Source organism: Enterobacter sp. UCD-UG_FMILLET (assembly GCF_000762975.1).
Taxonomy (GTDB): Bacteria; Pseudomonadota; Gammaproteobacteria; order Enterobacterales; family Enterobacteriaceae; genus Enterobacter; species Enterobacter dykesii.
The window spans coordinates 41,087-63,287 of record NZ_JRJC01000018.1 but is presented as its reverse complement, the minus strand read 5'-3'; the positions used below and the strand labels follow the sequence as shown (position 1 = coordinate 63,287).

Genomic DNA, 22,201 nt, shown 5'->3' with positions numbered 1-22,201 from the left:
AGCGTGAAAGGGGTAAGCCTGAGCGCAGGCAAGGCGTTCAGGGGAGAACGGGTCGGGCTGAAGGAAATGCAGGAAGACGGCAGCTATGAGGTGTGGTGGTACAGCACGAAAGTGGGGGTGATCGACCTGAAGAAAAAGTCGATCACCATGGGTAAAGGATGTTAAAAAGTGTTCACCATGTCCCCGAACACCTGTCTACCATGTCCCCGGACTGTACAGTGGGAGAGGGCCGGGGTGAGGGCATCAGGTCGCAGAGGAATTTTGCGAGGCGCTTTCCAGTTTCTTTCGAAGTCAGTTGCTGGATAAATCCACAGTAATAAAATGGCGGCGCACCTGCAAAATCAGGTGCCGGGATTGGCGTCCTGAAAGTATGTGCACAGACAATCTTGCGTGCATAAAGGATCACATATGACTGATATTAATAGCATCGCACAACTCTACACCGAACTCTCCCTCAACCCCGATCTTTCAACCCTGGCCGAGCGCTGCAAACTGCTCACCGAAATCCTCCTCGACTGTCATTCGCTCCCACAAACGCAACCCGTATGTCGTTGCCTCGGGGCTTATCTGGAAGAGGTGAAATCCGGCCTCACAGAATCCATGCGTGATTTTCAGGTGGTGGAATTTGAGGACGAAGCGGAACAGCCGCGACAAAAAGAGTGGTTGCTTGAAGATACAGAAACGAAATGCGACTACTGCCGGGCGTTAAACCACATACTGCTGGTATCGCATTTTGACCGCGATATGTTGCCGCACCTCACGGGATTACTCCACGACATGGCTCATTCTATGGCAGGGGATTTAATCGCTCCTGTACAACCGTGGATGACAATACATCTTCCGACGCAGCAACACTAAAGCCATAAATAAAAAAGGCCGGGATTATCCCGACCTTTTAAATATTCATCTGCCATTACAGGCGAAAACAATTAGCGACTACGGAAGACAATGCGGCCTTTGCTCAGGTCGTACGGGGTCAGTTCAACAGTCACTTTGTCGCCCGTCAAAATGCGGATGTAGTTTTTGCGCATTTTACCGGAGATGTGCGCAGTTACCACGTGACCGTTTTCCAGCTCTACGCGAAACATGGTATTAGGCAACGTATCAAGTACGGTACCCTGCATTTCAATATTGTCTTCTTTGGCCATCTAATCCTCTGGGGTATCACTACCAAGTTTTGAACCGGCAAGATAATGCCGAAATTCATCAATTAAGTAAAGAATTGCGCGATTAAAACGCAGCAAAACAGTTTCGGCGCATTGCCCAAGCGTCACGGTACAACCGAACAGGAAGCGCATTCGTAAAGGGGAGACAACAGGATAAACGTCAGGACGTTATCTGAAGCGAGGGTCCCAAACGGCGGCGGGGCAACAGGCAGAAGCTACTCTGCGGCATAATTATAACACCCTCACAAAAAATATGCGGAAAACATTTAGGCATTGGGCATAAAGAGCGTTCTCGGTATCCAGAAGTCGCGCGGGAGCTTCTCCTGACGGCTGGCATCCAGTTGTTCGATGTACTGGCGTCGCGGGATTTCAACAGCCCCCAGGGAGGCCGTGTGCTCGTTGAGCACCTGACAATCGATCAGGCGCCCGCCGCGCTGGGCAAACGCCTCGCAGAAGACCAGCAGCGCGGTTTTCGAGGCGTTAACCGCGCGAGAGAACATCGACTCGCCGCAAAACAGCGTGCCTTGCGCCACGCCGTACATGCCGCCGACGAGTGCTCCGCCTTCCCACACCTCAATGGAGTGGGCGTACCCAAGTTCATGAAGCTGGTGGTAGGCAGTGATGATATCGCTGGTTATCCATGTCCCTTCATAGCGGTCTTCAGCGCAGCCTTCAATGACCTGACCAAAAGCGTGGTTGAGGGTGACGCGGTAGGGTGATTTCGCATGGAAACGCTTCATGCTGCGGCTCACGTGAAACTGCGCTGGCCACAGCACGGCACGCGGATCGGGGGACCACCATAAAATCGGATCGCCGGGGGAAAACCAGGGGAAGATACCGCGCTGGTACGCCATTAAAAGCCGTGCGGGACTGAGGTCACCGCCGAGGGCCAGCAGCCCGTTGGGCTCACGCAGCGCCCCTTCCGGAGAAGGGAACGCGATGTTATGACGAGAAAGCTGGACCAGGCGCATGACAGCAAAACTCCAGTACGCGAGTAAGGACGCTACAAATATAGTCTACAGACGCTGTTTAAACTGGTAGTAGCGACCCTGTTTGGCCAACAGCTCTGCGTGACTACCTTGCTCAATAATGTGTCCGTTGTCCATCACAATTATCCGATCAAAACTCGCCAGTCCGCGCAGGCGGTGTGTGACCATCAGCACGGTTTTGCCGGTCATAACATTCGCCAGTAAATCAAGGATTTGGCTCTCGGTTGTGGCGTCCAGCCCTTCGGTGGGTTCGTCGAGCAGCAACAGCGGCGCATCGTGCAGCAGCGCGCGCGCGATTGCGAGGCGGCGCAGCTCACCGCCGGAGAGCTGACGGCCGCCTTCGCCCAGCCAGCTGTTCAGCCCGTCGTCCTCAAGCAACTTTTGCAGTCCGACCTGCTCCAGCGTGGCGCGAAGCGCATCATCAGAGGCCTCTGGCGCGGCCAGCAGCAGGTTATCGCGCAGGGTGGCGCTAAACAGATGCACGCGCTGCGGAACGACGCTCACCGTCTTGCGCAGGGTCTGCTCGCTGAAATCGGTCAGCAACGTGTTATTAAAACGAATTTTGCCGCGCTGCGGATCCCAGGCGCGGGTCAGCAACTGCAGCAGGGTCGATTTACCGCAGCCGGTACGGCCGAGGATCGCCATCCGCTGACCTGCACTAACAGAAAGGTTGATACCGTCCAGCGCGTTCTGCGCCTGTTTGTCATAGGCGAAGGTGACATCTTCAAGCGTTAGTGCAACCTGCTCAGGTACCGCGGTTTGCCCGGCACTGAACGTGACTTCAGGCTCCTGTTCGGCAATCTGCGTGATGCGCAGGGCAGAGGCGATCACCTGACCAAGATGCTGGAAGGCGCCCGTCACCGGGGCCAGCGCTTCAAACGCCGCCAGCGCACAGAAGACGAAAAGGGCAATAAGTGGACCCGGCTGTGAATTCCCCCCCACATCGCCGGAGGCCAGCCACAGCATGGCAATCACCGCCACGCCGCCGATTAACATCATCAGCGCCTGAGAAAAGGCCGTCAGCTCCGACTGGCGGCGCTGGGCCTCATGCCAGTTCAGCTCCGTACTTTCCATCCGCGCGCGATAGCGCTTGCTGGCGCCAAAAATCGTCAGCTCTGCCTGCCCCTGAAGCCAGGAGGTCAGCTGCTGGCGGTAGTCTCCGCGCAGGCGCGTCAGGTTTTCCCCGGTGGATTTCCCGGCGCGGTAAAACAGCGGTGGCAGAATGATGAGCGTCAGCAGCATGATCCCGCCCAGCGTCAGCGCAACGGAAACATCCAGAAAAGACAGCCCCAGCGTGACCACCACAATCACCACAAACGCGCCCACGATCGGGGAAATCACGCGCAGGTACAGGTGATCCAGCGTGTCGACATCCGCAACGACACGGTTAAGTAACTCACCCTGACGAAAACGCGCCAGCCCGGCAGGGGAGAGGGGCAGCAGTTTGCTGAAGGTGTAGATGCGCAGGTGCTGCAGCACGCGGAAAGTAGCGTCGTGGCTGACAAGACGTTCGAAATAGCGTCCGGCTGTACGGGTGATGGCGGTACCGCGAACGCCGGCAGCCGGGAGCATATAGTTGAAGCTGTATAAACCGGCAAAGCCCGCGACGGCCGAAGCTGACAGGAACCAGCCGGAAAGCGTGAGCAGGCCAATGCTGGCGAGCAGCGTGACAATCGCCAGCACAATCCCCAGCGTCAGCATCCATTTGTGACGTTTATAGAGCGCAAGATAAGGCAGCAAAGCACGCATCAGATATCCTCCTGACGGTTCGCCAGCAGGGCGGCAAACGGTCCCTGCGCGGCAACGAGAGATGCGTAATCGCCTTGCTCAACAATACGGCCGTTCTCCATGACCCAGATCTGGTCCCAGTCGGCAATCCCTTCCAGCTGGTGGGTGACCATCAGGGTGGTTTGCTGCCGGGAGGCGGCGTTCAGGGCCTCCATTACGCGCTGTTCGCTGTGGGCATCCAGGCTGGCGGCAGGCTCATCCAGTAGCATCAGCTGGCATGGGTTAAGCAGCGCGCGTGCCACGGCTACGCGCTGCGCCTGTCCGACCGACAGCCCGGTGGACTGATCGCCGACCACGGTATCTACCCCCTGCGGGAGCAGCGGCAGAAACTCGCTGACCCAGGCGCGGTCGAGCACCGATTGCAGTTCATCGTTACGCGCATCCGGGCGCGCCAGCAGGACGTTTTCACGCAGCGTAGCGGCGGGAAGCTGCGGGTTCTGGCCCACCCAGCTGAGCTGTTTACGCCAGGCGTCTGGATCGAGGTTGCGCAGTTCGGTTTTGTTGATCCGAAGTGAACCCGTGTAGGCCATAAAGCCGGATAGCGCATTCAGCAGAGAGCTTTTCCCGGAACCGCTGGTGCCGACGAGCACCACGCGTTGTCCCGCAGGTAAGGTAAAGTTCAGCGGACCGGCGAGCACTTTGCCTTCGGGCGACAGAATGGAAAAGTCCTGCGCTTCAATGGACACCGGATCTTTCGCATTCAGCGTTACGTCACCGCGCTCCGGGTGGGCCAGCGGCGTTTCAAGGAACGTTTTCAGGCTATCGGCTGCGCCAACCGCCTGCGCTTTGGCGTGATAGAAGGTTCCCAGATCGCGAAGCGGCTGGAAAAACTCCGGGGCCAGGATCAGCGCCAGGAAGCCGGCAGAAAGGGTCACCGCCGTGCCGTAATGGCCGAAATCCAGCGCGCCAAGATAGGAGAAGCCGAAGTAGACCGCCACGAGGGCAATCGACAGTGAGGTAAAGAATTCCAGTACGCCTGAAGACAAGAAGGCGAGGCGTAACACTTCCATGGTGCGCTGACGGAAGTCCTGTGATGCCTGGCGAATGTTTTCGGTTTCTGCTTCACCGCGGCCAAAAATGCGTAACGTCTCCATGCCGCGAAGACGATCGAGGAAATGGCCGCTCAGGCGACCAAGAGCCAGGAAGTTACGGCGGTTGGCATCCGCTGCACCCATGCCGACCAGCGCCATAAACAGCGGGATCAGCGGGGCGGTGCCCATCAGAATCAGCGCAGCCATCCAGTTCACCGGGAAGATGGCGATCACGATCAGCAGCGGAACGAAGACGGCAAGGGCCATTTGCGGCAGATAGCGCGCATAGTAGTCGTGCATATCGTCAATCTGCTCAAGGATCAGCGTCGCCCAGCTACCGGCCGGTTTACCCTGGATCCACGCGGGCCCGGCTTCCTGAAGGCGATCCAGCACCTGACGGCGGATCTCGTAGCGGATATGCTGTCCGGCGTGAAAACCGACGCGCTCACGCAGCCACACCACCCAGGCGCGCAGGATAAAAATCAGGATCAGGACAATAAAGGGCAGCAACAGCGCTTCGCGCGGGATGTTCTCCATGATCATATGATTAAGAATGCGGGCCAGCAGCCATGCCTGGGCAACAATCAACAGGCCGCTAACGAACCCCAGGAGACGGGAAATCGTAAGCCAGCGGCGGGAAATAACGCTTTGCTGTTTCAGCCAGCGTGTTAACTCTTGTTGACGGGTTTTTTCCATTGCGTACTTTGCAGGTGACGTTATTAGAAGTTGGGCAGCGCAATGTTACAACGGGGAGACAATAAAGGCGACTTATCGCCGCCTTTATTTACGTTTGTTACTGACTTGTAAAGATTATTTACCTTGTTCAGCCAGTCCATCAAGGTAGCGTTCAGCGTCCAGCGCGGCCATACAACCGGTACCCGCAGAAGTAATCGCCTGACGATAAATATGGTCCATCACGTCGCCAGCCGCGAACACGCCCGGGATGCTGGTCTGGGTCGCATTACCGTGAATGCCGGACTGCACTTTGATGTAGCCGTTTTCCAGCTCCAGCTGACCGTCGAAGATCGCGGTGTTCGGGCTGTGGCCGATCGCCACAAACAGACCCGCCACTTCAAGCGTTTCGACGTTATCGGTGTTCTGGGTATCACGGATACGCAGGCCGGCAACGCCCATCTGGTCGCCCGTCACTTCTTCCAGGGTACGGTTGGTGTGCAGCACGATGTTGCCGCTTGCCACTTTATCCATCAGACGCTTGATCAGGATCTTCTCCGCGCGGAAGGTTTCGCGACGGTGGATCAGGTGCACCTCAGAGGCAATGTTCGCCAGGTACAGCGCTTCTTCCACCGCGGTGTTGCCGCCGCCGATAACCGCGACTTTCTGGTTGCGATAAAAGAAACCATCACAGGTTGCGCAGGCAGAGACGCCGCGGCCTTTGAACGCTTCTTCGGATGGCAGACCAAGGTAACGGGCAGAAGCGCCGGTGGCAACGATCAGCGCGTCACAGGTGTATTCGCCGCTGTCGCCCGTCAGGCGGAAAGGACGGTTCTGCAGATCGACCTTATTGATGTGGTCGAACAGAATTTCGGTTTCGAATTTGGCGGCATGCTCGTGCATACGTTCCATCAGCAGCGGCCCGGTCAGGTCGTTCGGGTCCCCTGGCCAGTTTTCTACTTCGGTGGTGGTGGTCAGCTGACCGCCTTTTTCCATGCCGGTGATGAGTACCGGGTGCAGGTTAGCGCGTGCAGCATAGACCGCTGCGGTATATCCCGCAGGTCCAGAACCAAGGATTAGCAGCTTACTGTGTTTGGCCGTGCCCATGAGATCCCCATTATTGTTGGCAGACATTTGGCTGGATTGTAGGGAATTTGTTGTCGTAAAAAAAGAGCGCAGCAATTTTGATATCAATCTGTGTAATAGTCACGGACGATGAATGGCACACTATAACATCACGCTTTCGCCTGAAAACCGGTCGTTTGTAAGGCAATAAAATGAGGATTAATACCCTGCCGTAATGAATATCCGGCATGTTGTACTAAAAAACGATGTTTTGCTTTGACAATCCCCTGCGCTTTTGCGAAAACATTCAAGGAAGAAAAAAAAACCGCGTTAACCGTATGCCGCATAGGCATGCACGTAAATGCCATTTTTACCGGGTCAGTGAAATCTACGCATGGCGTGGACAGACGCCATACGTGATGTCGGTGACTGCCTTCGGGCAACGGTCTTCTTACCAACAGAACCCGAATCCGCATCGCGTCTAATACATAATCAGGCGATGTGATGACTAACGGGTACAGGCTCTGAACAGTGATGTGCACAGGGTCCAGGCAGGAGTAGGGAAGGAATACAGAGAGACAATAATAATGGTAGATAGCAAGAAGCGCCCTGGCAAAGATCTCGACCGTATCGATCGTAACATTCTTAATGAATTGCAAAAGGATGGGCGTATTTCCAACGTCGAGCTTTCAAAACGTGTGGGACTTTCCCCGACGCCGTGCCTTGAGCGTGTGCGCCGACTGGAAAGACAGGGTTTCATTCAGGGCTATACAGCTCTGCTGAACCCGCATTATCTGGATGCCTCACTTCTGGTATTTGTTGAGATTACTCTGAATCGTGGTGCGCCGGATGTGTTTGAGCAATTTAACGCCGCTGTACAAAAACTTGAAGAAATTCAAGAGTGTCACCTGGTGTCCGGTGATTTCGACTACCTGTTGAAAACCCGTGTGCCTGATATGTCCGCCTACCGTAAGCTGCTGGGTGAAACCCTGCTGCGTCTGCCAGGCGTGAACGACACCCGTACTTATGTGGTGATGGAAGAGGTCAAACAGAGCAATCGTCTGGTTATTAAGACGCGCTAACACGGAACAGGTGCAAAATCAGCGTAGTTTGATTACACTCCTGTTAATCCATACAGCAACAGTGCCGGGGAGTCCCGGCGCTGTTGTCCGTTTTAGCAAAAAGGCAGGATATGCCTGATACCTGGAGAGCCTTTTTTGAGCCAGGAATACACTGAAGACAAAGAAGTCACACTATCGAAGCTAAGCAGCGGACGTCGTCTCCTCGAGGCTTTGCTGATTGTTATTGCCCTTTTCGCCGTCTGGCTGATGGCAGCCTTACTCAGTTTCAACCCCTCAGATCCCAGCTGGTCACAAACTGCATGGCATGAGCCTATCCATAATTTAGGCGGTGTCCCCGGTGCCTGGCTTGCGGACACGCTGTTCTTCATTTTCGGTGTGATGGCCTACACCCTTCCCGTCATTATTATTGGCGGATGCTGGTTTGCGTGGCGTCATCGTCAGAACGATGATTACATCGACTATTTTGCCGTGTCGCTGCGCCTGATTGGCGCGCTGGCGCTGATCCTCACCTCGTGCGGGCTGGCGGCGATAAATGCGGATGATATCTGGTATTTCGCATCTGGCGGGGTGATCGGCAGCTTACTCAGTTCTGCGCTGCAGCCGATGCTGCACAGCAGCGGCGGCACGCTGGCGCTGCTCTGCATCTGGGCGGCCGGGCTGACGCTGTTTACCGGCTGGTCCTGGGTGAGCATTGCCGAGAAAATTGGCAGTTTTATCCTCACCATTTTGACCTTCGCCAGCAACCGTACCCGCCGTGACGATACGTGGGTTGATGAAGACGAGTACGAAGATGAAGAGGAAGACGACGCGCCTGTGCAGCGTCGTGAGTCTCGTCGTGCGCGTATTCTGCGCGGCGCGCTGGCACGTCGCCAGCGTGTTGCTGAGAAATTTGCCAACCCGCTGGGTCGTAAAACCGATGCGGCGCTCTTCTCCGGTAAACGCATGGATGAAGACGAGCAGGTGGCGTATCGCGCTGCAGGTGTCGCCGTCGATCCTGACGATGTGCTCTTCTCCGGCAGCCGTGCCACGCCGGGTGACTTCGACGAATACGATCCGCTGTTAAACGGCCATTCGGTTACCGAGCCGGTTGCAGCCGCCGCAGCCGCGACGACTGCTGCGCAGGCGTATGCCGCGCCTGTCGACGCCGTGACGCCATCCGCGCCGGTTTCGCCGCCGGAATCCGTTATTCAGCAGCCTCAGGTTGACTGGCAGACTGCGCCAGGCGTTCACACGCCGGAGCCGGTTATCGCGCCTGAACCTGAAAGCTACATCCCTGTGCAGCAGGAACAATGGCAGCAGCCATATCAGCCGCCGCAGCCTGCGTATGAACCGCAAGATTATCCGCACTATGAACAGCCTGTGGCCCAACCTTATCAGGAGTATGTGCCTGAACCGGTTGAACCTGTGCAGCCTTATGTAGAGCCGCAGCCTGAACCTGAAATCGTGGAGGAGGTAAAACCCCCTCGTCCACCAATGTACTATTTTGAAGAAGTCGAAGAGCGTCGTGCGCGTGAACGTGAACAGCTGGCGGCCTGGTACCAGCCTGTGCCTGAACCCGTGCAGGAGCCAGTGACGAAAGCGCCTTCTGTTTCTGTTCCACCGGTCGACCCGACGCCTGCTGTTGCACCCGTAGCAGAAAGCGTGAAGCAGGCTACCGCGGCTGCTGCCGTGGCTGCACCTGTTTTTAGCCTGGCAACAGGAGGCGCGCCACGTCCTCAGGTGAAAGAGGGGATTGGTCCGCAACTGCCTCGCCCTAACCGCGTTCGCGTTCCAACCCGCCGTGAGCTTGCCTCTTATGGTATCAAGCTGCCTTCCCAGCGTATGGCGGAAGAGAAAGCGCGCGAGCCTGAGTACGAAGATGATGCCGATGAAATGCAGCAGGACGAGCTGGCCCGTCAGTTCGCCGCGCAGCAGAATCAACGCTACGGTGAAGAATATCAGCACGATGAACCGGTGCTGGAAGACGAAGAGGACGCGGCTGAAGCCGAATTAGCGCGCCAGTTTGCCGCCACCCAGCAGCAGCGCTATTCCGGTGAACAACCGGCTGGTGCAAATCCGTTCTCGCTGTCTGATTTTGAATTCTCACCGATGAAAGATCTGGTGGATGATGGCCCGAGCGAGCCTTTATTTACCCCAAGCGTGATGCCGGAAGCAGAGCCTGTGCGCCAGCAGCCAGCACCACAGCCCTACTCGCAGCCGCAACAACCTGTTCAGCAGCCGTATGCGCAGCCGCATCAATCTGTTCAGCAGACACCACAGCCGCCGCAGTTCCAGCAGCCTGCGCCTCAGCCGCAGGAAAGTCTGATTCACCCGCTGCTGATGCGTAACGGTGACAGCCGTCCGCTGCAGCGTCCAAGCACGCCGCTGCCGTCTCTGGATCTGTTAACGCCGCCGCCGTCAGAAGTGGAACCGGTCGATACCTTCGCGCTGGAGCAGATGGCGCGTCTGGTGGAAGCCCGTCTGGCTGACTTCCGCATCAAGGCGGACGTGGTGAACTACTCGCCAGGTCCTGTGATCACACGTTTTGAACTGAACCTGGCGCCTGGCGTTAAAGCGGCGCGTATTTCCAACCTGTCCCGCGATCTGGCGCGTTCTCTGTCGACCGTTGCGGTACGTGTGGTGGAAGTAATACCGGGCAAACCGTACGTTGGCCTTGAGCTGCCGAACAAGAAACGTCAGACCGTCTACCTGCGCGAAGTGCTGGATAACACTAAATTCCGCGATAACCCCTCTCCGCTGACCGTGGTGCTGGGGAAAGATATCGCTGGCGATCCGGTCGTTGCGGATCTTGCCAAAATGCCTCACCTGCTGGTCGCGGGTACTACCGGTTCCGGTAAGTCTGTCGGTGTGAACGCCATGATCCTCAGCATGCTCTATAAAGCGCAGCCGGAAGATGTGCGTTTCATCATGATCGACCCGAAAATGCTCGAACTTTCGGTCTACGAAGGCATCCCGCATCTGCTGACCGAAGTGGTCACCGATATGAAGGACGCCGCCAACGCTCTGCGCTGGAGCGTCAATGAGATGGAACGCCGCTACAAGCTGATGTCTGCGTTAGGCGTGCGTAACCTGGCCGGTTATAACGAGAAAATCGCCCAGGCGATGCGCATGGGGCGTCCGATCCCGGATCCGTACTGGAAGCCGGGTGACAGCATGGATGCCCAGCATCCGGTGCTGGAAAAACTGCCTTATATCGTCGTGCTGGTCGATGAATTCGCTGACCTGATGATGACCGTTGGTAAGAAAGTAGAAGAGCTGATTGCCCGTCTGGCGCAGAAAGCGCGTGCGGCCGGTATTCACCTTGTGCTGGCGACCCAGCGTCCTTCCGTGGACGTTATCACTGGTCTTATCAAAGCGAACATCCCGACGCGTATCGCCTTTACCGTATCAAGTAAAATTGACTCCCGTACCATTCTTGATCAGGGCGGCGCAGAGTCGCTGCTGGGTATGGGTGATATGCTCTATTCAGGCCCGAACTCCACCTCTCCGGTGCGTGTCCACGGTGCGTTCGTCCGCGATGAGGAAGTACACGCCGTCGTGCAGGACTGGAAAGCGCGCGGTCGTCCGCAATATGTTGACGGCATCACCAGCGATACGGAAAGCGAAGGCGGCGGCGGTGGCTTCGACGGCGGCGAAGAGCTGGATCCGTTATTCGATCAGGCGGTTAACTTCGTTACCGAAAAACGCAAAGCGTCCATCTCAGGCGTGCAGCGTCAGTTCCGAATTGGCTATAACCGCGCAGCGCGCATCATCGAGCAGATGGAAGCGCAGGGCATTGTGAGCGAGCAGGGCCATAACGGTAACCGCGAGGTGCTGGCGCCGCCGCCGTTTGATTAACCTTCAGCGATTGCAAAGAAGGGTAAATCAGCCAAAATTAAGCATTTTCTTCTGTCGCCTGCCTTCGGGCAGGTCCAGAATAGAAGACGGAAACCCCATATCGGGAAGACGTATTTTAAGGAATAACAATGAAAAAAATCGCCATCGCTTGTGCATTACTCACCAGTTTTGTCGCCAGCAGCGTCTGGGCTGATGCGGCCAGCGACCTTAAAAGCCGACTGGATAAAGTAAGCAGCTTCCACGCCAGCTTCACGCAAAAAGTGACGGACGGCAGCGGCAACGCGGTACAGGAAGGCCAGGGAGATTTGTGGGTAAAACGCCCAAATCTGTTCAACTGGCATATGACCCAGCCGGATGAGAGTATCCTGGTGTCTGACGGCAAAACCTTATGGTTCTTCAACCCGTTCGTTGAGCAGGCAACGGCCACCTGGCTGAAAGATGCCACCAGCAATACGCCGTTTATGCTGATTGCCCGTAACCAGTCCAGCGACTGGCAGCAGTACAATATTAAACAGACGGGTGACGAGTTTGTCCTGACGCCGAAAGGCAGCAACGGCAACCTGAAGCAGTTCACCATTAACGTAAGCACCAACGGTACCATTAATCAGTTCGGCGCGGTTGAGCAGGACGATCAGCGCAGCAGCTACCAGCTCAAGTCTCAGCAGAACGGCGCCGTTGATGCATCGAAATTCACCTTTACCCCGCCGAAGGGCGTAACGGTGGACGACCAACGCAATAAGTAAGAGGCGTGAGTGGGCAATCTGTCGCTCGATTTTTCAGATAACGCGTTTCAACCTCTGGCCGCCCGTATGCGGCCAGAAAATTTAGCGCAGTACATCGGCCAGCAACATCTGCTGGCTGCCGGTAAGCCATTGCGGCGCGCCATTGAGGCCGGGCATCTTCACTCCATGATCCTCTGGGGCCCCCCTGGCACCGGAAAGACCACGCTTGCAGAAGTTATCGCCCGCTATGCCAATGCGGACGTTGAACGTATCTCGGCGGTCACCTCCGGCGTGAAAGAGATCCGTGAGGCGATCGAGCGTGCGCGGCAGAACCGCAATGCCGGACGGCGCACCATCCTCTTCGTGGACGAAGTCCACCGCTTCAACAAAAGCCAGCAGGATGCCTTCCTGCCGCACATTGAAGACGGCACGATCTTCTTCATCGGTGCGACCACCGAAAACCCGTCGTTTGAACTCAACTCAGCATTGCTTTCCCGCGCCCGCGTCTACCTGCTTAAATCCCTGACCACTGAGGATATCGAAAAGGTTCTCACTCAGGCGATGGAGGACAAAGCGCGCGGCTACGGCGGGCAGGATATCGTTCTGCCTGACGACACGCGTCGTGCGATTGCCGAACTGGTTAACGGCGATGCGCGTCGGGCGCTGAACACGCTGGAAATGATGGCCGATATGGCCGAAGTCGACGATGCCGGGAAGCGTGTGCTGAAGCCGGAACTGCTCACCGAAATTGCCGGGGAGCGTAGCGCGCGGTTCGATAATAAAGGCGACCGTTTTTACGACCTGATCTCGGCGCTGCATAAGTCCGTGCGCGGCAGCGCGCCGGATGCGGCGCTTTACTGGTACGCGCGCATTATCACTGCGGGCGGCGATCCTTTATATGTCGCGCGTCGCTGTCTGGCGATTGCGTCAGAAGATGTCGGTAATGCCGATCCTCGCGCTATGCAGGTTGCGCTCTCGGCCTGGGACTGCTTCACCCGCGTTGGACCTGCGGAAGGCGAGCGCGCCATTGCGCAGGCGATTGTCTATCTGGCCTGTGCGCCGAAAAGCAATGCGGTTTATACCGCGTTCAAAGCGGCGATGTCCGACGCGCGCGAACGTCCGGACTACGACGTGCCGGTTCACCTGCGAAACGCGCCGACCAAACTGATGAAAGAGATGGGCTATGGGCAGGAGTATCGTTACGCTCACGACGAACCCAATGCCTACGCCGCCGGGGAGGAATATTTCCCGCAGGAGATGGCACAAACGCGCTATTATCACCCCACAAACAGAGGTCTTGAAGGCAAGATTGGTGAAAAGCTCACCTGGCTCGCCGGACAGGATCAAAATAGCCCTATAAAACGCTACCGTTAGTTCAATCGTTGCGGTAATGTTGGCAATGTATCCTTGTGGCCGCAGGCTGTGGCCACATTTTCCTATTTTAATTCGATAAGCACAGGATAAGCATGCTCGATCCCAATCTGCTGCGTAATGAGCCAGACGCAGTCGCTGAAAAACTGGCACGCCGGGGCTTTAAGCTGGATGTAGATAAGCTGCGCGCTCTTGAAGAGCGTCGTAAAGTTCTGCAGGTACAAACTGAGAATCTGCAGGCAGAGCGTAACTCTCGATCGAAATCCATCGGCCAGGCGAAAGCGCGCGGGGAAGATATTGAGCCATTACGCCTGGAAGTGAACAAGCTGGGTGAAGAACTGGATCAGGCGAAAGCGGAGCTTGATGTTCTTCAGGCCGAGATTCGTGATATTGCCCTGGCTATCCCGAATATTCCTGACGACAGCGTGCCTGTTGGCAAAGATGAAAACGACAACGTTGAAGTGAAACGCTGGGGTACGCCTCGTGAGTTTGACTTCGAAGTGCGCGATCACGTGACGCTGGGCGAAATGCACGCGGGCCTGGACTTTGCGGCTGCGGTTAAGCTGACCGGCTCCCGTTTTGTGGTGATGAAAGGCCAGATTGCCCATCTGCACCGTGCGCTGGCGCAGTTCATGCTGGATCTGCACACCGAGCAGCATGGCTACAGCGAAACCTACGTGCCGTATCTGGTCAACCACGATACGCTGTACGGTACGGGCCAGCTGCCGAAATTTGCCGGCGACCTGTTCCATACCCGTCCGCTGGACGAGGAAGCAGACAGCAGCAACTACGCGCTGATCCCAACCGCGGAAGTGCCGCTGACTAACCTCGTGCGTGATGAGATCATCGATGAAGACGACCTGCCAATTAAGCTGACGGCACACTCTCCGTGCTTCCGTTCTGAAGCCGGTTCTTACGGTCGCGACACGCGCGGTCTGATCCGTATGCACCAGTTCGACAAGGTTGAGATGGTGCAGATCGTTCGTCCTGAAGAGTCCATGGACGCGCTGGAAGAGATGACCGGCCACGCGGAGAAAGTGCTGGAGCTGCTGGGTCTGCCGTACCGTCGTATGGCCCTGTGCACCGGTGATATGGGCTTTGGCGCCTGCAAAACCTTCGACCTGGAAGTGTGGGTGCCTGCGCAGAACACTTACCGCGAGATCTCCTCTTGCTCTAACGTCTGGGATTTCCAGGCGCGCCGCATGCAGGCTCGCTGCCGCAGCAAGTCCGACAAGAAAACCCGTCTGGTGCATACCCTGAACGGGTCTGGTCTGGCTGTGGGTCGTACGCTGGTTGCCGTGCTGGAAAACTACCAGCAGGCAGACGGACGTATTGAGATCCCTGAAGTGCTGCGTCCCTACATGAAGGGCCAGCAGTTCATCGGCTAATTCTTTGCCTCACAACAAAAAAGCGCCTCAGGGCGCTTTTTTTATGCCTTTGATTTGATACGACGCAATAACCCTTCCCTCTAAAGTAGTAATACTCCTCCGAATGAAAGTCAGAATAAAAATCTGATAACGAAAAAAATCGTTATATATAAAACTACATAGCGGTTTGCGCCGCCTCTCTTTTCTTTGTGAGCAACCAAAGTGAGTCTCTATGAAAATCAACGCGCCTGAAGCATTAATGGCTGCCGAGGTCACTCGCCGTGGGTTGATGAAAACCACGGCAATAGGCGGCCTGGCCGTAGCCAGCAGCGCTTTCACGCTCCCTTTTACCCGACTGGCCTCAGCGGCGGATGCATTATCCCCAGCCTCAGCTCCGGAAAAAGTGGTGTGGAGTGCCTGTACCGTTAACTGCGGTAGCCGTTGTCCGCTGCGTATGCATGTGGTGGATGGCGAAATTAAATATGTTGAAACCGACAATACCGGGGACGATAACTACGAAGGGTTACATCAGGTCCGTGCCTGCCTGCGTGGTCGCTCCATGCGTCGTCGCGTGTATAATCCGGACCGCCTGAAATATCCGATGAAGCGCGTCGGTAAGCGTGGGGAAGGGAAGTTCGAGCGAATTAGCTGGGATGAAGCCTACGACATCATTGCCACCAACATGCAGCGTTTGATTAAAGAGTACGGCAACGAATCCATCTACCTGAACTACGGTACCGGGACGCTTGGCGGCACGCTGACCCGCTCCTGGCCACCGGGTAAAACGCTGGTGGCACGCCTGATGAACTGCTGCGGCGGTTATCTCAATCACTATGGCGACTATTCCTCTGCGCAGATCGCAGCAGGACTGAACTACACCTACGGCGGCTGGGCTGACGGCAACAGCCCGTCCGATATTGAAAACAGTAAGCTGGTCGTGCTGTTCGGTAACAACCCGGGTGAAACCCGCATGAGCGGCGGTGGGGTAACTTATTACCTCGAACAGGCCCGCGCCAAATCTAACGCCCGCATGATCATCATCGATCCGCGCTATACCGACACCGGTGCCGGACGTGAAGACGAGTGGATCCCCATCCGTCCAGGTACCGATGCAGCGCTGGTCTCCGCGCTTGCGTGGGTAATGATCACAGAAAACCTCGTCGATCAGCCTTTCCTGGATAAATACTGCGTCGGCTATGACGAGAAAACCCTGCCGGCCAGCGCGCCTGCTAATGGTCACTACAAGGCGTATATTCTCGGGCAGGGCAATGACGGCGTGGCGAAAACGCCGCAGTGGGCATCCACCATCACCGGTATTCCGGCCGAGCGTATCGTTCAGCTGGCGCGTGAGATTGGCTCGGCCAAACCGGCCTACATCAGCCAGGGTTGGGGTCCGCAGCGTCATGCGAACGGCGAAATCGCGACCCGCGCCATCTCCATGCTCTCCATTCTGACCGGCAACGTCGGCATCCACGGCGGTAACACCGGCGCGCGTGAAGGCTCGTATGAAGTGCCGTTCGAACGTATGCCGACGCTGGATAACCCGGTTCAGACCAGCATCTCCATGTTTATGTGGACCGATGCGATTGAACGCGGCCCGGAAATGACCGCCCTGCGCGACGGCGTGCGCGGCAAGGACAAGCTGGACGTGCCGATCAAGATGATCTGGAACTATGCCGGTAACTGCCTCATCAACCAGCATTCAGAAATCAACCGCACCCACGAGATCCTGCAGGATGACAAGAAGTGCGAGATGATTGTGGTGATCGACTGCCACATGACCTCCTCGGCAAAATATGCCGATATCCTGCTGCCGGACTGCACCGCCTCTGAGCAGATGGATTTCGCGCTGGACGCCTCCTGCGGCAACATGTCCTACGTGATTTTTACCGACCAGGCGATTAAACCGCGCTTCGAGTGCAAAACCATCTATGAGATGACCTCCGAGCTGGCGAAACGTCTTGGCGTTGAGCAGCAGTTTACCGAGGGGCGCACTCAGGAAGGGTGGATGCGCCATCTGCATGAACTCTCCCGTAAGGCCATTCCTGACCTGCCGGATTTTGATACCTTCCGCAAGCAGGGGATGTACAAACAGCGCGATCCGGAAGGGCACCACGTGGCGTACAAAGCGTTCCGTGAAGATCCGCAGGCAAACCCGCTGACCACGCCGTCGGGCAAAATCGAAATCTACTCCGAAGAGCTGGCAAAAATCGCGTCGACGTGGGAGCTGCCGGAAGGGGACGTTATCGATCCGCTGCCGATCTACACGCCAGGTTTTGAGAACTACAACGATCCGCTGACGGCGAAATTCCCGCTGCAGCTGACCGGTTTCCACTACAAAGCGCGCGTGCACTCCACCTACGGTAACGTCGACGTACTGAAAGCCGCCTGCCGTCAGGAGATGTGGATCAACCCGATGGATGCCAAAGCGCGCGGCATCAGCAATGGCGATCGCGTGCGTATCTTCAACGGTCGCGGCGAGGTGCACATCGAAGCCAAAGTGACGCCGCGCATGATGCCAGGCGTAGTGGCGCTGGGGGAAGGGGCCTGGTACAGCCCTGATGCCAACCGCATTGACCAGGCGGGCAGTATTAACGTACTGACCACGCAGCGTCCGTCGCCACTGGCGAAGGGCAACCCATCCCACACAAACCTTGTCCAGGTTGAAAAGGTTTAAGGAGTAGCCGATGACAACCCAGTATGGATTTTTTATCGATTCCAGCCGTTGCACCGGGTGCAAAACCTGCGAGCTGGCCTGTAAAGATTACAAAGACCTGACTCCTGACGTCAGCTTCCGCCGCATCTACGAATACGCGGGGGGCGACTGGCAGGAAGATAACGGCGTCTGGCATCAGAACGTCTTTGCCTATTACCTGTCGATTGCCTGCAACCACTGTGAAGATCCGGCCTGCACCAAGGTCTGCCCGAGCGGGGCGATGCACAAGCGTGAAGACGGCTTTGTGGTAGTGGACGAAGATGTTTGCATAGGCTGTCGCTACTGCCATATGGCCTGTCCGTACGGCGCACCGCAGTACAATCCCGCTAAAGGCCACATGACCAAATGCGACGGTTGCCACACCCGCGTAGCGGATGGCAAAAAGCCGATCTGCGTCGAGTCCTGCCCGCTGCGCGCGCTGGACTTCGGCCCTGTTGAAGAGTTGCGTCAAAAACACGGTCAGCTTGCCGCCGTGGCACCGCTGCCGTCTGCGCACTTCACGAAGCCGAGCATTGTGATTAAACCTAACGCCAACAGCCGTCCTACTGGTGACACCACCGGCTACCTGGCAAACCCGAAGGAGGTGTGAGATGGGAAGTGGATGGCATGAATGGCCGCTGATGATCTTCACGGTCTTTGGTCAGTGCGTGGCGGGCGGCTTCATTGTGCTCGCGCTGGCGTTGTTGAAAGGGAACCTCAATGCCGAACAGCAGCAGCGTTTAGTGTTGAGCATGTTTGGCCTGTGGGTGCTTATGGGGATTGGCTTTATCGCCTCTACGCTACACCTGGGTTCGCCGATGCGCGCGTTTAACTCTCTGAACCGCGTGGGGGCCTCATCCCTCAGTAACGAGATTGCCAGCGGGGCAATTTTCTTTGCCGTCGGTGGTCTGGGCTGGCTGCTGGCCGCTTTGAAGAAATTGCCAGCGGGTCTGCGCAGCCTGTGGTTAATCGTGACCATGGTGCTGGGCGTGGTGTTCGTGTGGATGATGGTGCGCGTCTATAACACCATCGATACCGTGCCCACCTGGTACAGCGTCTGGACGCCAATGAGCTTCTTCCTGACTATGTTTATCGGCGGGCCGCTGCTGGGCTACCTGCTGCTGCGCGTGGCGTGCGTAGACGGGTGGGCAATGCGTTTACTGCCCGCTGTTTCGCTTCTGGCGCTGGTAGTGAGTGCGATGGTCGCCCTGATGCAGGGTTCTGAACTGGCAACCATTCACAGCTCTATCCAGCAGGCTTCTGCCCTGGTGCCGGACTACGGTGCGCTGATGGCCTGGCGTATCGTTCTGCTGGTCGCTGCGCTGGTATTCTGGATTGCTCCTCAGCTCAAAGGTTATCAGCCCGCGCTGCCGCTGCTGTCACTGGCCTTTGTGCTGGTCCTGGCGGGTGAACTGATTGGCCGCGGCGTGTTCTACGGGTTGCATATGACCGTTGGTATGGCTGTCGCCAGCTAACGTTGCATTTGGTTATATCAAGCCGGGCCATAGTGCCCGGCTTTTTTCTTTTTCGATCATGAAATTTTTCAACTGTCGTTTTGTTTTAATTTCGCCCATTAATAAATAAAAACAGACACATAATTAATATCTATAGCAGGCGTGGCATTAGCAGGATAAGTTTTTTAAATCGACAGGGAACATATTGTGCGAGGCGGCTAAATCAGTGGATTGACTTTGTTTTTGCCAGTGGCATGATGCGCACGAAATCTGAACTTCCTCACGGTTTTTAATCCATGACCACCTATACCCGCCCAGTGCTCCTGTTGCTCTGTGGCCTGCTTCTGTTGACCCTGGCGATCGCAGTGTTAAATACGCTCGTCCCGCTATGGCTCGCCCATGAAAACTTACCGACCTGGCAGGTGGGTATGGTCAGCTCGTCCTTTTTTACCGGGAACCTGCTGGGTACGCTAATGACCGGGAGCCTGATTAAGCGCTTTGGCTTTAATCGCAGCTATTATCTGGCTTCGCTGATTTTCGCCGCCGGGTGTGCCGGGCTGGGCCTGATGGTCGGCTTCTGGAGCTGGATGGCATGGCGCTTTATCGCAGGCGTAGGCTGCGCGATGATTTGGGTGGTGGTAGAAAGTGCGCTGATGTGCAGCGGCACTTCGCGCAACCGTGGACGCCTGCTGGCAGCCTATATGATGGTTTATTACGTCGGCACCGTGCTGGGTCAACTGATGGTCAGCAAGCTGCCAACCGATCTGATGAGCGTTCTGCCGTGGGTAACGGGCATGGTGCTGGCCGCAATCCTGCCGCTGCTCTTCACGCGCATTGTGAACCAGAACAGCGAGCATCAGGAAGCGACCCACGTCTGGCCGATGCTCAGACTCCGTCAGGCGCGCCTGGGCGTTAACGGCTGCATTATCTCGGGCATTGTACTGGGCTCGCTCTACGGCCTGATGCCGCTCTATCTGAATCATCAGGGCGTCAGCGATTCCGGAATTGGCTTCTGGATGGCGGTGATGGTGAGTGCGGGGATCGTCGGGCAGTGGCCGATTGGCCGCCTGGCGGATCGCTTCGGTCGTCTGCTGGTGCTTCGCGTTCAGGTCTTCGTGGTGATTATGGGATGCCTTGCCATGCTCAGCAACGCCGCGATGGCACCTGCACTGTCTATTCTCGGGGCCGCCGGCTTTACGCTCTATCCGGTCGCGATGGCCTGGGCCTGTGAGAAAGTTGAACATCACCAGCTGGTGGCAATGAACCAGGCGCTGTTACTGAGCTATACCATCGGCAGTTTATTAGGGCCGACGTTTACCGCGATGCTGATGCAGAATTATTCCGATAATTTATTGTTTATCATGATCGCCAGCGTGTCGTTTATTTATCTCTTGATGCTGCTGCGCAAAGCGGGCGAGCATCCAACGCCTGTGGCACATGCCTGATTAAATAAAAGCCTGTCGATGACAGGCTTTTTTGTCCCTGTCACAACTAAGAGTTTTACTTATTGTTTGTTTATTGCGCCAGGCGATAATTCATGTGAGTCCTACCACTATAAGGCAGCAATCATGTCTATTCGTCGTTTTTCCACTACCGCACTTGCCGTAGTGTTGTCTTTAACGTTTGCAACGGCTCCGGTCATGGCTAACCCTGGAAACGGGAACGGCGGTGGTCACGGAAACGGTGGCGGGCAAGGTAATGGTAGTAATCATGGTAACGGGAATTCTGGTAACCATGGCAATAAGCAAAATAACGGTCAGGATAACCCTGGAAAATCGGATAAAAGCTTTAAAAGCAGTAAAGATGTCGGTAACGATGTCGACGCTCGCGTGAGCTTCGATCATGCCCGCCACCTGGCGCTTAATTATGGCTTAACGGGCTATGACTCTCTGCCTCCGGGTATCGCGAAAAACCTGGCGCGCGGTAAGCCGTTGCCTCCGGGCATTGCGAAGAAAACCGTGCCGGCCTCAATGCTTGGCCAGCTTCCTTCCTACCCTGGCTATGAATGGCGCGTGGTCGGAGACGACCTGGTCTTAATTGCGCTGAGTACAGCCATTGTGACGTCCGTTATTAACGGCGTCTTTAAATAGAATATAAAAAGGCCCGGTTCTCACCGGGCCTTTTCTTTAATACATCACCTTGTGGCCGTACTGTTCTAGAATACCTTTGACGCGTTCCATCGTCTCTTTTTTCGGCGGCTTCACGCCATCGAGTTTGTACTCTTCGCCCATTGCCACCCATTTATGTTTACCCAGCTCGTGATAGGGCAGAAGCTCGATTTTCTCGACGTTGCCCATGTCGCGGGTAAATTCCCCCAGGCGGTGCGCAGAGTCGTCATCATCTGACCAGCCGGGAACCACCACGTAGCGGATCCAGGTTTTAATGCCTTTATCGGCAATGTATTTGGCAAATTCCAGCGTGCGGTGGTTTGAAACACCAACGAGGTTCTGGTGGATCTCATCGTTCATCTGTTTGAGATCGAGCATCACCAGATCGGTCACTTCAAGCAGCTCGTCGATAACCGGATCGTAACGGCGTACGAAGCCGTTGGTGTCGAGGCAGGTATGAATGCCTTCTTTGTGGCAGGCACGGAACCAGTCGCGGACAAATTCAGCCTGCAGAATGGCTTCACCGCCGGATGCGGTGACGCCGCCGCCGGACGCGTTCATAAAGTGGCGGTAGGTCACCACCTCTTTCATCAAGTCTTCAACGGTCACTTCTTTACCGCCGTGGGTATCCCAGGTGTCACGGTTATGGCAGTACAGGCAGCGCATCAGGCAGCCCTGGAAAAAGGTAATAAAGCGGATACCCGGGCCATCGACGGTGCCACAGGATTCAAAGGAGTGAATGCGACCAATAATTGACATTGCGGTGATATCTCCAGCATCGGCCCGTCCGGGGCCTGAGTATGCACAGCTCAAAGCCGGCTGTGTTGAAGTCTGTTTTGGCTGATATCCATAGA

17 protein-coding genes and 1 pseudogene are annotated in these 22,201 nt (G+C 56.2%); 12 read left to right on the top strand and 6 right to left on the bottom strand.

Going from position 1 to position 22,201, the window contains the following annotated elements; translation table 11 throughout:
* Nucleotides 1–165, top strand: a pseudogene (locus tag LA04_RS24370) (IS481 family transposase); the annotation flags it as partial.
* Between the two features lie 243 nt (nt 166–408).
* Nucleotides 409–858: a hypothetical protein gene (locus tag LA04_RS09320; protein WP_047651319.1), complete on the top strand. Its 450-nt coding sequence runs from the start codon at nt 409–411 to the stop codon at nt 856–858.
* Nucleotides 859–929: 71 nt separating this feature from the next.
* Here LA04_RS09320 and infA read toward each other — a convergent pair whose 3' ends face one another.
* The 5 genes from infA to trxB all read right to left on the bottom strand — a co-directional run bounded on the left by infA (nt 930) and on the right by trxB (nt 6,753).
* Nucleotides 930–1,148, bottom strand: a complete 219-nt coding sequence (infA, locus tag LA04_RS09315; protein WP_002211347.1) for a translation initiation factor IF-1 — start codon at nt 1,146–1,148, stop codon at nt 930–932.
* Between the two features lie 284 nt (nt 1,149–1,432).
* Entirely contained in the window at nt 1,433–2,137 is a 705-nt protein-coding gene (gene aat, locus LA04_RS09310) for a leucyl/phenylalanyl-tRNA--protein transferase (RefSeq protein ID WP_047651318.1), read from the bottom strand.
* Nucleotides 2,138–2,182: 45 nt separating this feature from the next.
* Nucleotides 2,183–3,904, bottom strand: a complete 1,722-nt coding sequence (cydC, locus tag LA04_RS09305; protein WP_047651317.1) for a heme ABC transporter ATP-binding protein/permease CydC — start codon at nt 3,902–3,904, stop codon at nt 2,183–2,185.
* Nucleotides 3,904–5,670, bottom strand: coding sequence for a heme ABC transporter permease/ATP-binding protein CydD (cydD, locus tag LA04_RS09300; protein ID WP_047651316.1), 1,767 nt, complete (start codon nt 5,668–5,670; stop codon nt 3,904–3,906). The genes cydC and cydD overlap by 1 nt, the downstream gene beginning before the upstream one ends.
* 114 nt (nt 5,671–5,784) lie before the next feature.
* The gene (trxB, locus tag LA04_RS09295; protein ID WP_023616696.1) at nt 5,785–6,753 is read right to left on the bottom strand and encodes a thioredoxin-disulfide reductase; all 969 of its coding nucleotides are present in this window, start codon (nt 6,751–6,753) and stop codon (nt 5,785–5,787) included.
* 545 nt (nt 6,754–7,298) lie between these two features.
* Between trxB and lrp the strand changes: the two genes are divergently transcribed.
* From lrp to LA04_RS09245, 10 genes are all read left to right on the top strand, one after another.
* The gene (lrp, locus tag LA04_RS09290) at nt 7,299–7,793 is read left to right on the top strand and encodes a leucine-responsive transcriptional regulator Lrp (protein ID WP_000228469.1); all 495 of its coding nucleotides are present in this window, start codon (nt 7,299–7,301) and stop codon (nt 7,791–7,793) included.
* A 135-nt stretch (nt 7,794–7,928) separates the two neighbouring features.
* Complete coding sequence (locus tag LA04_RS09285) at nt 7,929–11,630, top strand: DNA translocase FtsK 4TM domain-containing protein (RefSeq protein WP_047651315.1); 3,702 nt, start codon at nt 7,929–7,931, stop codon at nt 11,628–11,630.
* 128 nt (nt 11,631–11,758) lie between these two features.
* Nucleotides 11,759–12,373 carry an outer membrane lipoprotein chaperone LolA gene (gene lolA, locus LA04_RS09280; RefSeq protein ID WP_028019257.1) on the top strand — a complete coding sequence of 205 codons (615 nt, stop codon included), beginning with the start codon at nt 11,759–11,761 and terminating at the stop codon, nt 12,371–12,373.
* 9 nt (nt 12,374–12,382) lie between these two features.
* Nucleotides 12,383–13,726 (top strand): replication-associated recombination protein RarA, encoded by a 1,344-nt coding sequence (gene rarA, locus LA04_RS09275; protein ID WP_047651314.1) that lies wholly within the window; start codon nt 12,383–12,385, stop codon nt 13,724–13,726.
* A gap of 92 nt (nt 13,727–13,818) precedes the next feature.
* Entirely contained in the window at nt 13,819–15,111 is a 1,293-nt protein-coding gene (gene serS / locus LA04_RS09270) for a serine--tRNA ligase (RefSeq protein WP_003858266.1), read from the top strand.
* A 211-nt stretch (nt 15,112–15,322) separates the two neighbouring features.
* Entirely contained in the window at nt 15,323–17,767 is a 2,445-nt protein-coding gene (gene dmsA / locus LA04_RS09265; protein WP_047651313.1) for a dimethylsulfoxide reductase subunit A, read from the top strand.
* A 10-nt stretch (nt 17,768–17,777) separates the two neighbouring features.
* Nucleotides 17,778–18,395: a DMSO/selenate family reductase complex B subunit gene (locus LA04_RS09260; protein WP_047651312.1), complete on the top strand. Its 618-nt coding sequence runs from the start codon at nt 17,778–17,780 to the stop codon at nt 18,393–18,395.
* 1 nt (nt 18,396) lies between these two features.
* The gene (locus LA04_RS09255) at nt 18,397–19,260 is read left to right on the top strand and encodes a dimethyl sulfoxide reductase anchor subunit family protein (RefSeq protein ID WP_047651311.1); all 864 of its coding nucleotides are present in this window, start codon (nt 18,397–18,399) and stop codon (nt 19,258–19,260) included.
* A 275-nt stretch (nt 19,261–19,535) separates the two neighbouring features.
* Complete coding sequence (locus LA04_RS09250) at nt 19,536–20,684, top strand: MFS transporter (RefSeq protein ID WP_047651310.1); 1,149 nt, start codon at nt 19,536–19,538, stop codon at nt 20,682–20,684.
* Nucleotides 20,685–20,807: 123 nt separating this feature from the next.
* Nucleotides 20,808–21,329 (top strand): anti-virulence regulator CigR family protein, encoded by a 522-nt coding sequence (locus LA04_RS09245; protein ID WP_047651309.1) that lies wholly within the window; start codon nt 20,808–20,810, stop codon nt 21,327–21,329.
* 36 nt (nt 21,330–21,365) lie between these two features.
* On the opposite strand, the gene pflA is transcribed toward LA04_RS09245, so the two are convergent.
* Nucleotides 21,366–22,106 carry a pyruvate formate lyase 1-activating protein gene (pflA, locus tag LA04_RS09240; protein ID WP_023310991.1) on the bottom strand — a complete coding sequence of 247 codons (741 nt, stop codon included), beginning with the start codon at nt 22,104–22,106 and terminating at the stop codon, nt 21,366–21,368.
* Nucleotides 22,107–22,201 lie beyond the last annotated feature (95 nt).

What these genes read in the sequence shown, in the direction of transcription:
- LA04_RS09320 (WP_047651319.1), top strand. Translation starts at nt 409, where the DNA reads ATGACTGATATTAATAGCATCGCACAACTCTACACCGAACTCTCCCTC.
- infA (WP_002211347.1), bottom strand. Translation starts at nt 1,148, where the DNA reads ATGGCCAAAGAAGACAATATTGAAATGCAGGGTACCGTACTTGATACG.
- aat (WP_047651318.1), bottom strand. Translation starts at nt 2,137, where the DNA reads ATGCGCCTGGTCCAGCTTTCTCGTCATAACATCGCGTTCCCTTCTCCG.
- cydC (WP_047651317.1), bottom strand. Translation starts at nt 3,904, where the DNA reads ATGCGTGCTTTGCTGCCTTATCTTGCGCTCTATAAACGTCACAAATGG.
- cydD (WP_047651316.1), bottom strand. Translation starts at nt 5,670, where the DNA reads ATGGAAAAAACCCGTCAACAAGAGTTAACACGCTGGCTGAAACAGCAA.
- trxB (WP_023616696.1), bottom strand. Translation starts at nt 6,753, where the DNA reads ATGGGCACGGCCAAACACAGTAAGCTGCTAATCCTTGGTTCTGGACCT.
- lrp (WP_000228469.1), top strand. Translation starts at nt 7,299, where the DNA reads ATGGTAGATAGCAAGAAGCGCCCTGGCAAAGATCTCGACCGTATCGAT.
- lolA (WP_028019257.1), top strand. Translation starts at nt 11,759, where the DNA reads ATGAAAAAAATCGCCATCGCTTGTGCATTACTCACCAGTTTTGTCGCC.
- serS (WP_003858266.1), top strand. Translation starts at nt 13,819, where the DNA reads ATGCTCGATCCCAATCTGCTGCGTAATGAGCCAGACGCAGTCGCTGAA.
- dmsA (WP_047651313.1), top strand. Translation starts at nt 15,323, where the DNA reads ATGAAAATCAACGCGCCTGAAGCATTAATGGCTGCCGAGGTCACTCGC.
- LA04_RS09260 (WP_047651312.1), top strand. Translation starts at nt 17,778, where the DNA reads ATGACAACCCAGTATGGATTTTTTATCGATTCCAGCCGTTGCACCGGG.
- LA04_RS09255 (WP_047651311.1), top strand. Translation starts at nt 18,397, where the DNA reads ATGGGAAGTGGATGGCATGAATGGCCGCTGATGATCTTCACGGTCTTT.
- LA04_RS09250 (WP_047651310.1), top strand. Translation starts at nt 19,536, where the DNA reads ATGACCACCTATACCCGCCCAGTGCTCCTGTTGCTCTGTGGCCTGCTT.
- LA04_RS09245 (WP_047651309.1), top strand. Translation starts at nt 20,808, where the DNA reads ATGTCTATTCGTCGTTTTTCCACTACCGCACTTGCCGTAGTGTTGTCT.
- pflA (WP_023310991.1), bottom strand. Translation starts at nt 22,106, where the DNA reads ATGTCAATTATTGGTCGCATTCACTCCTTTGAATCCTGTGGCACCGTC.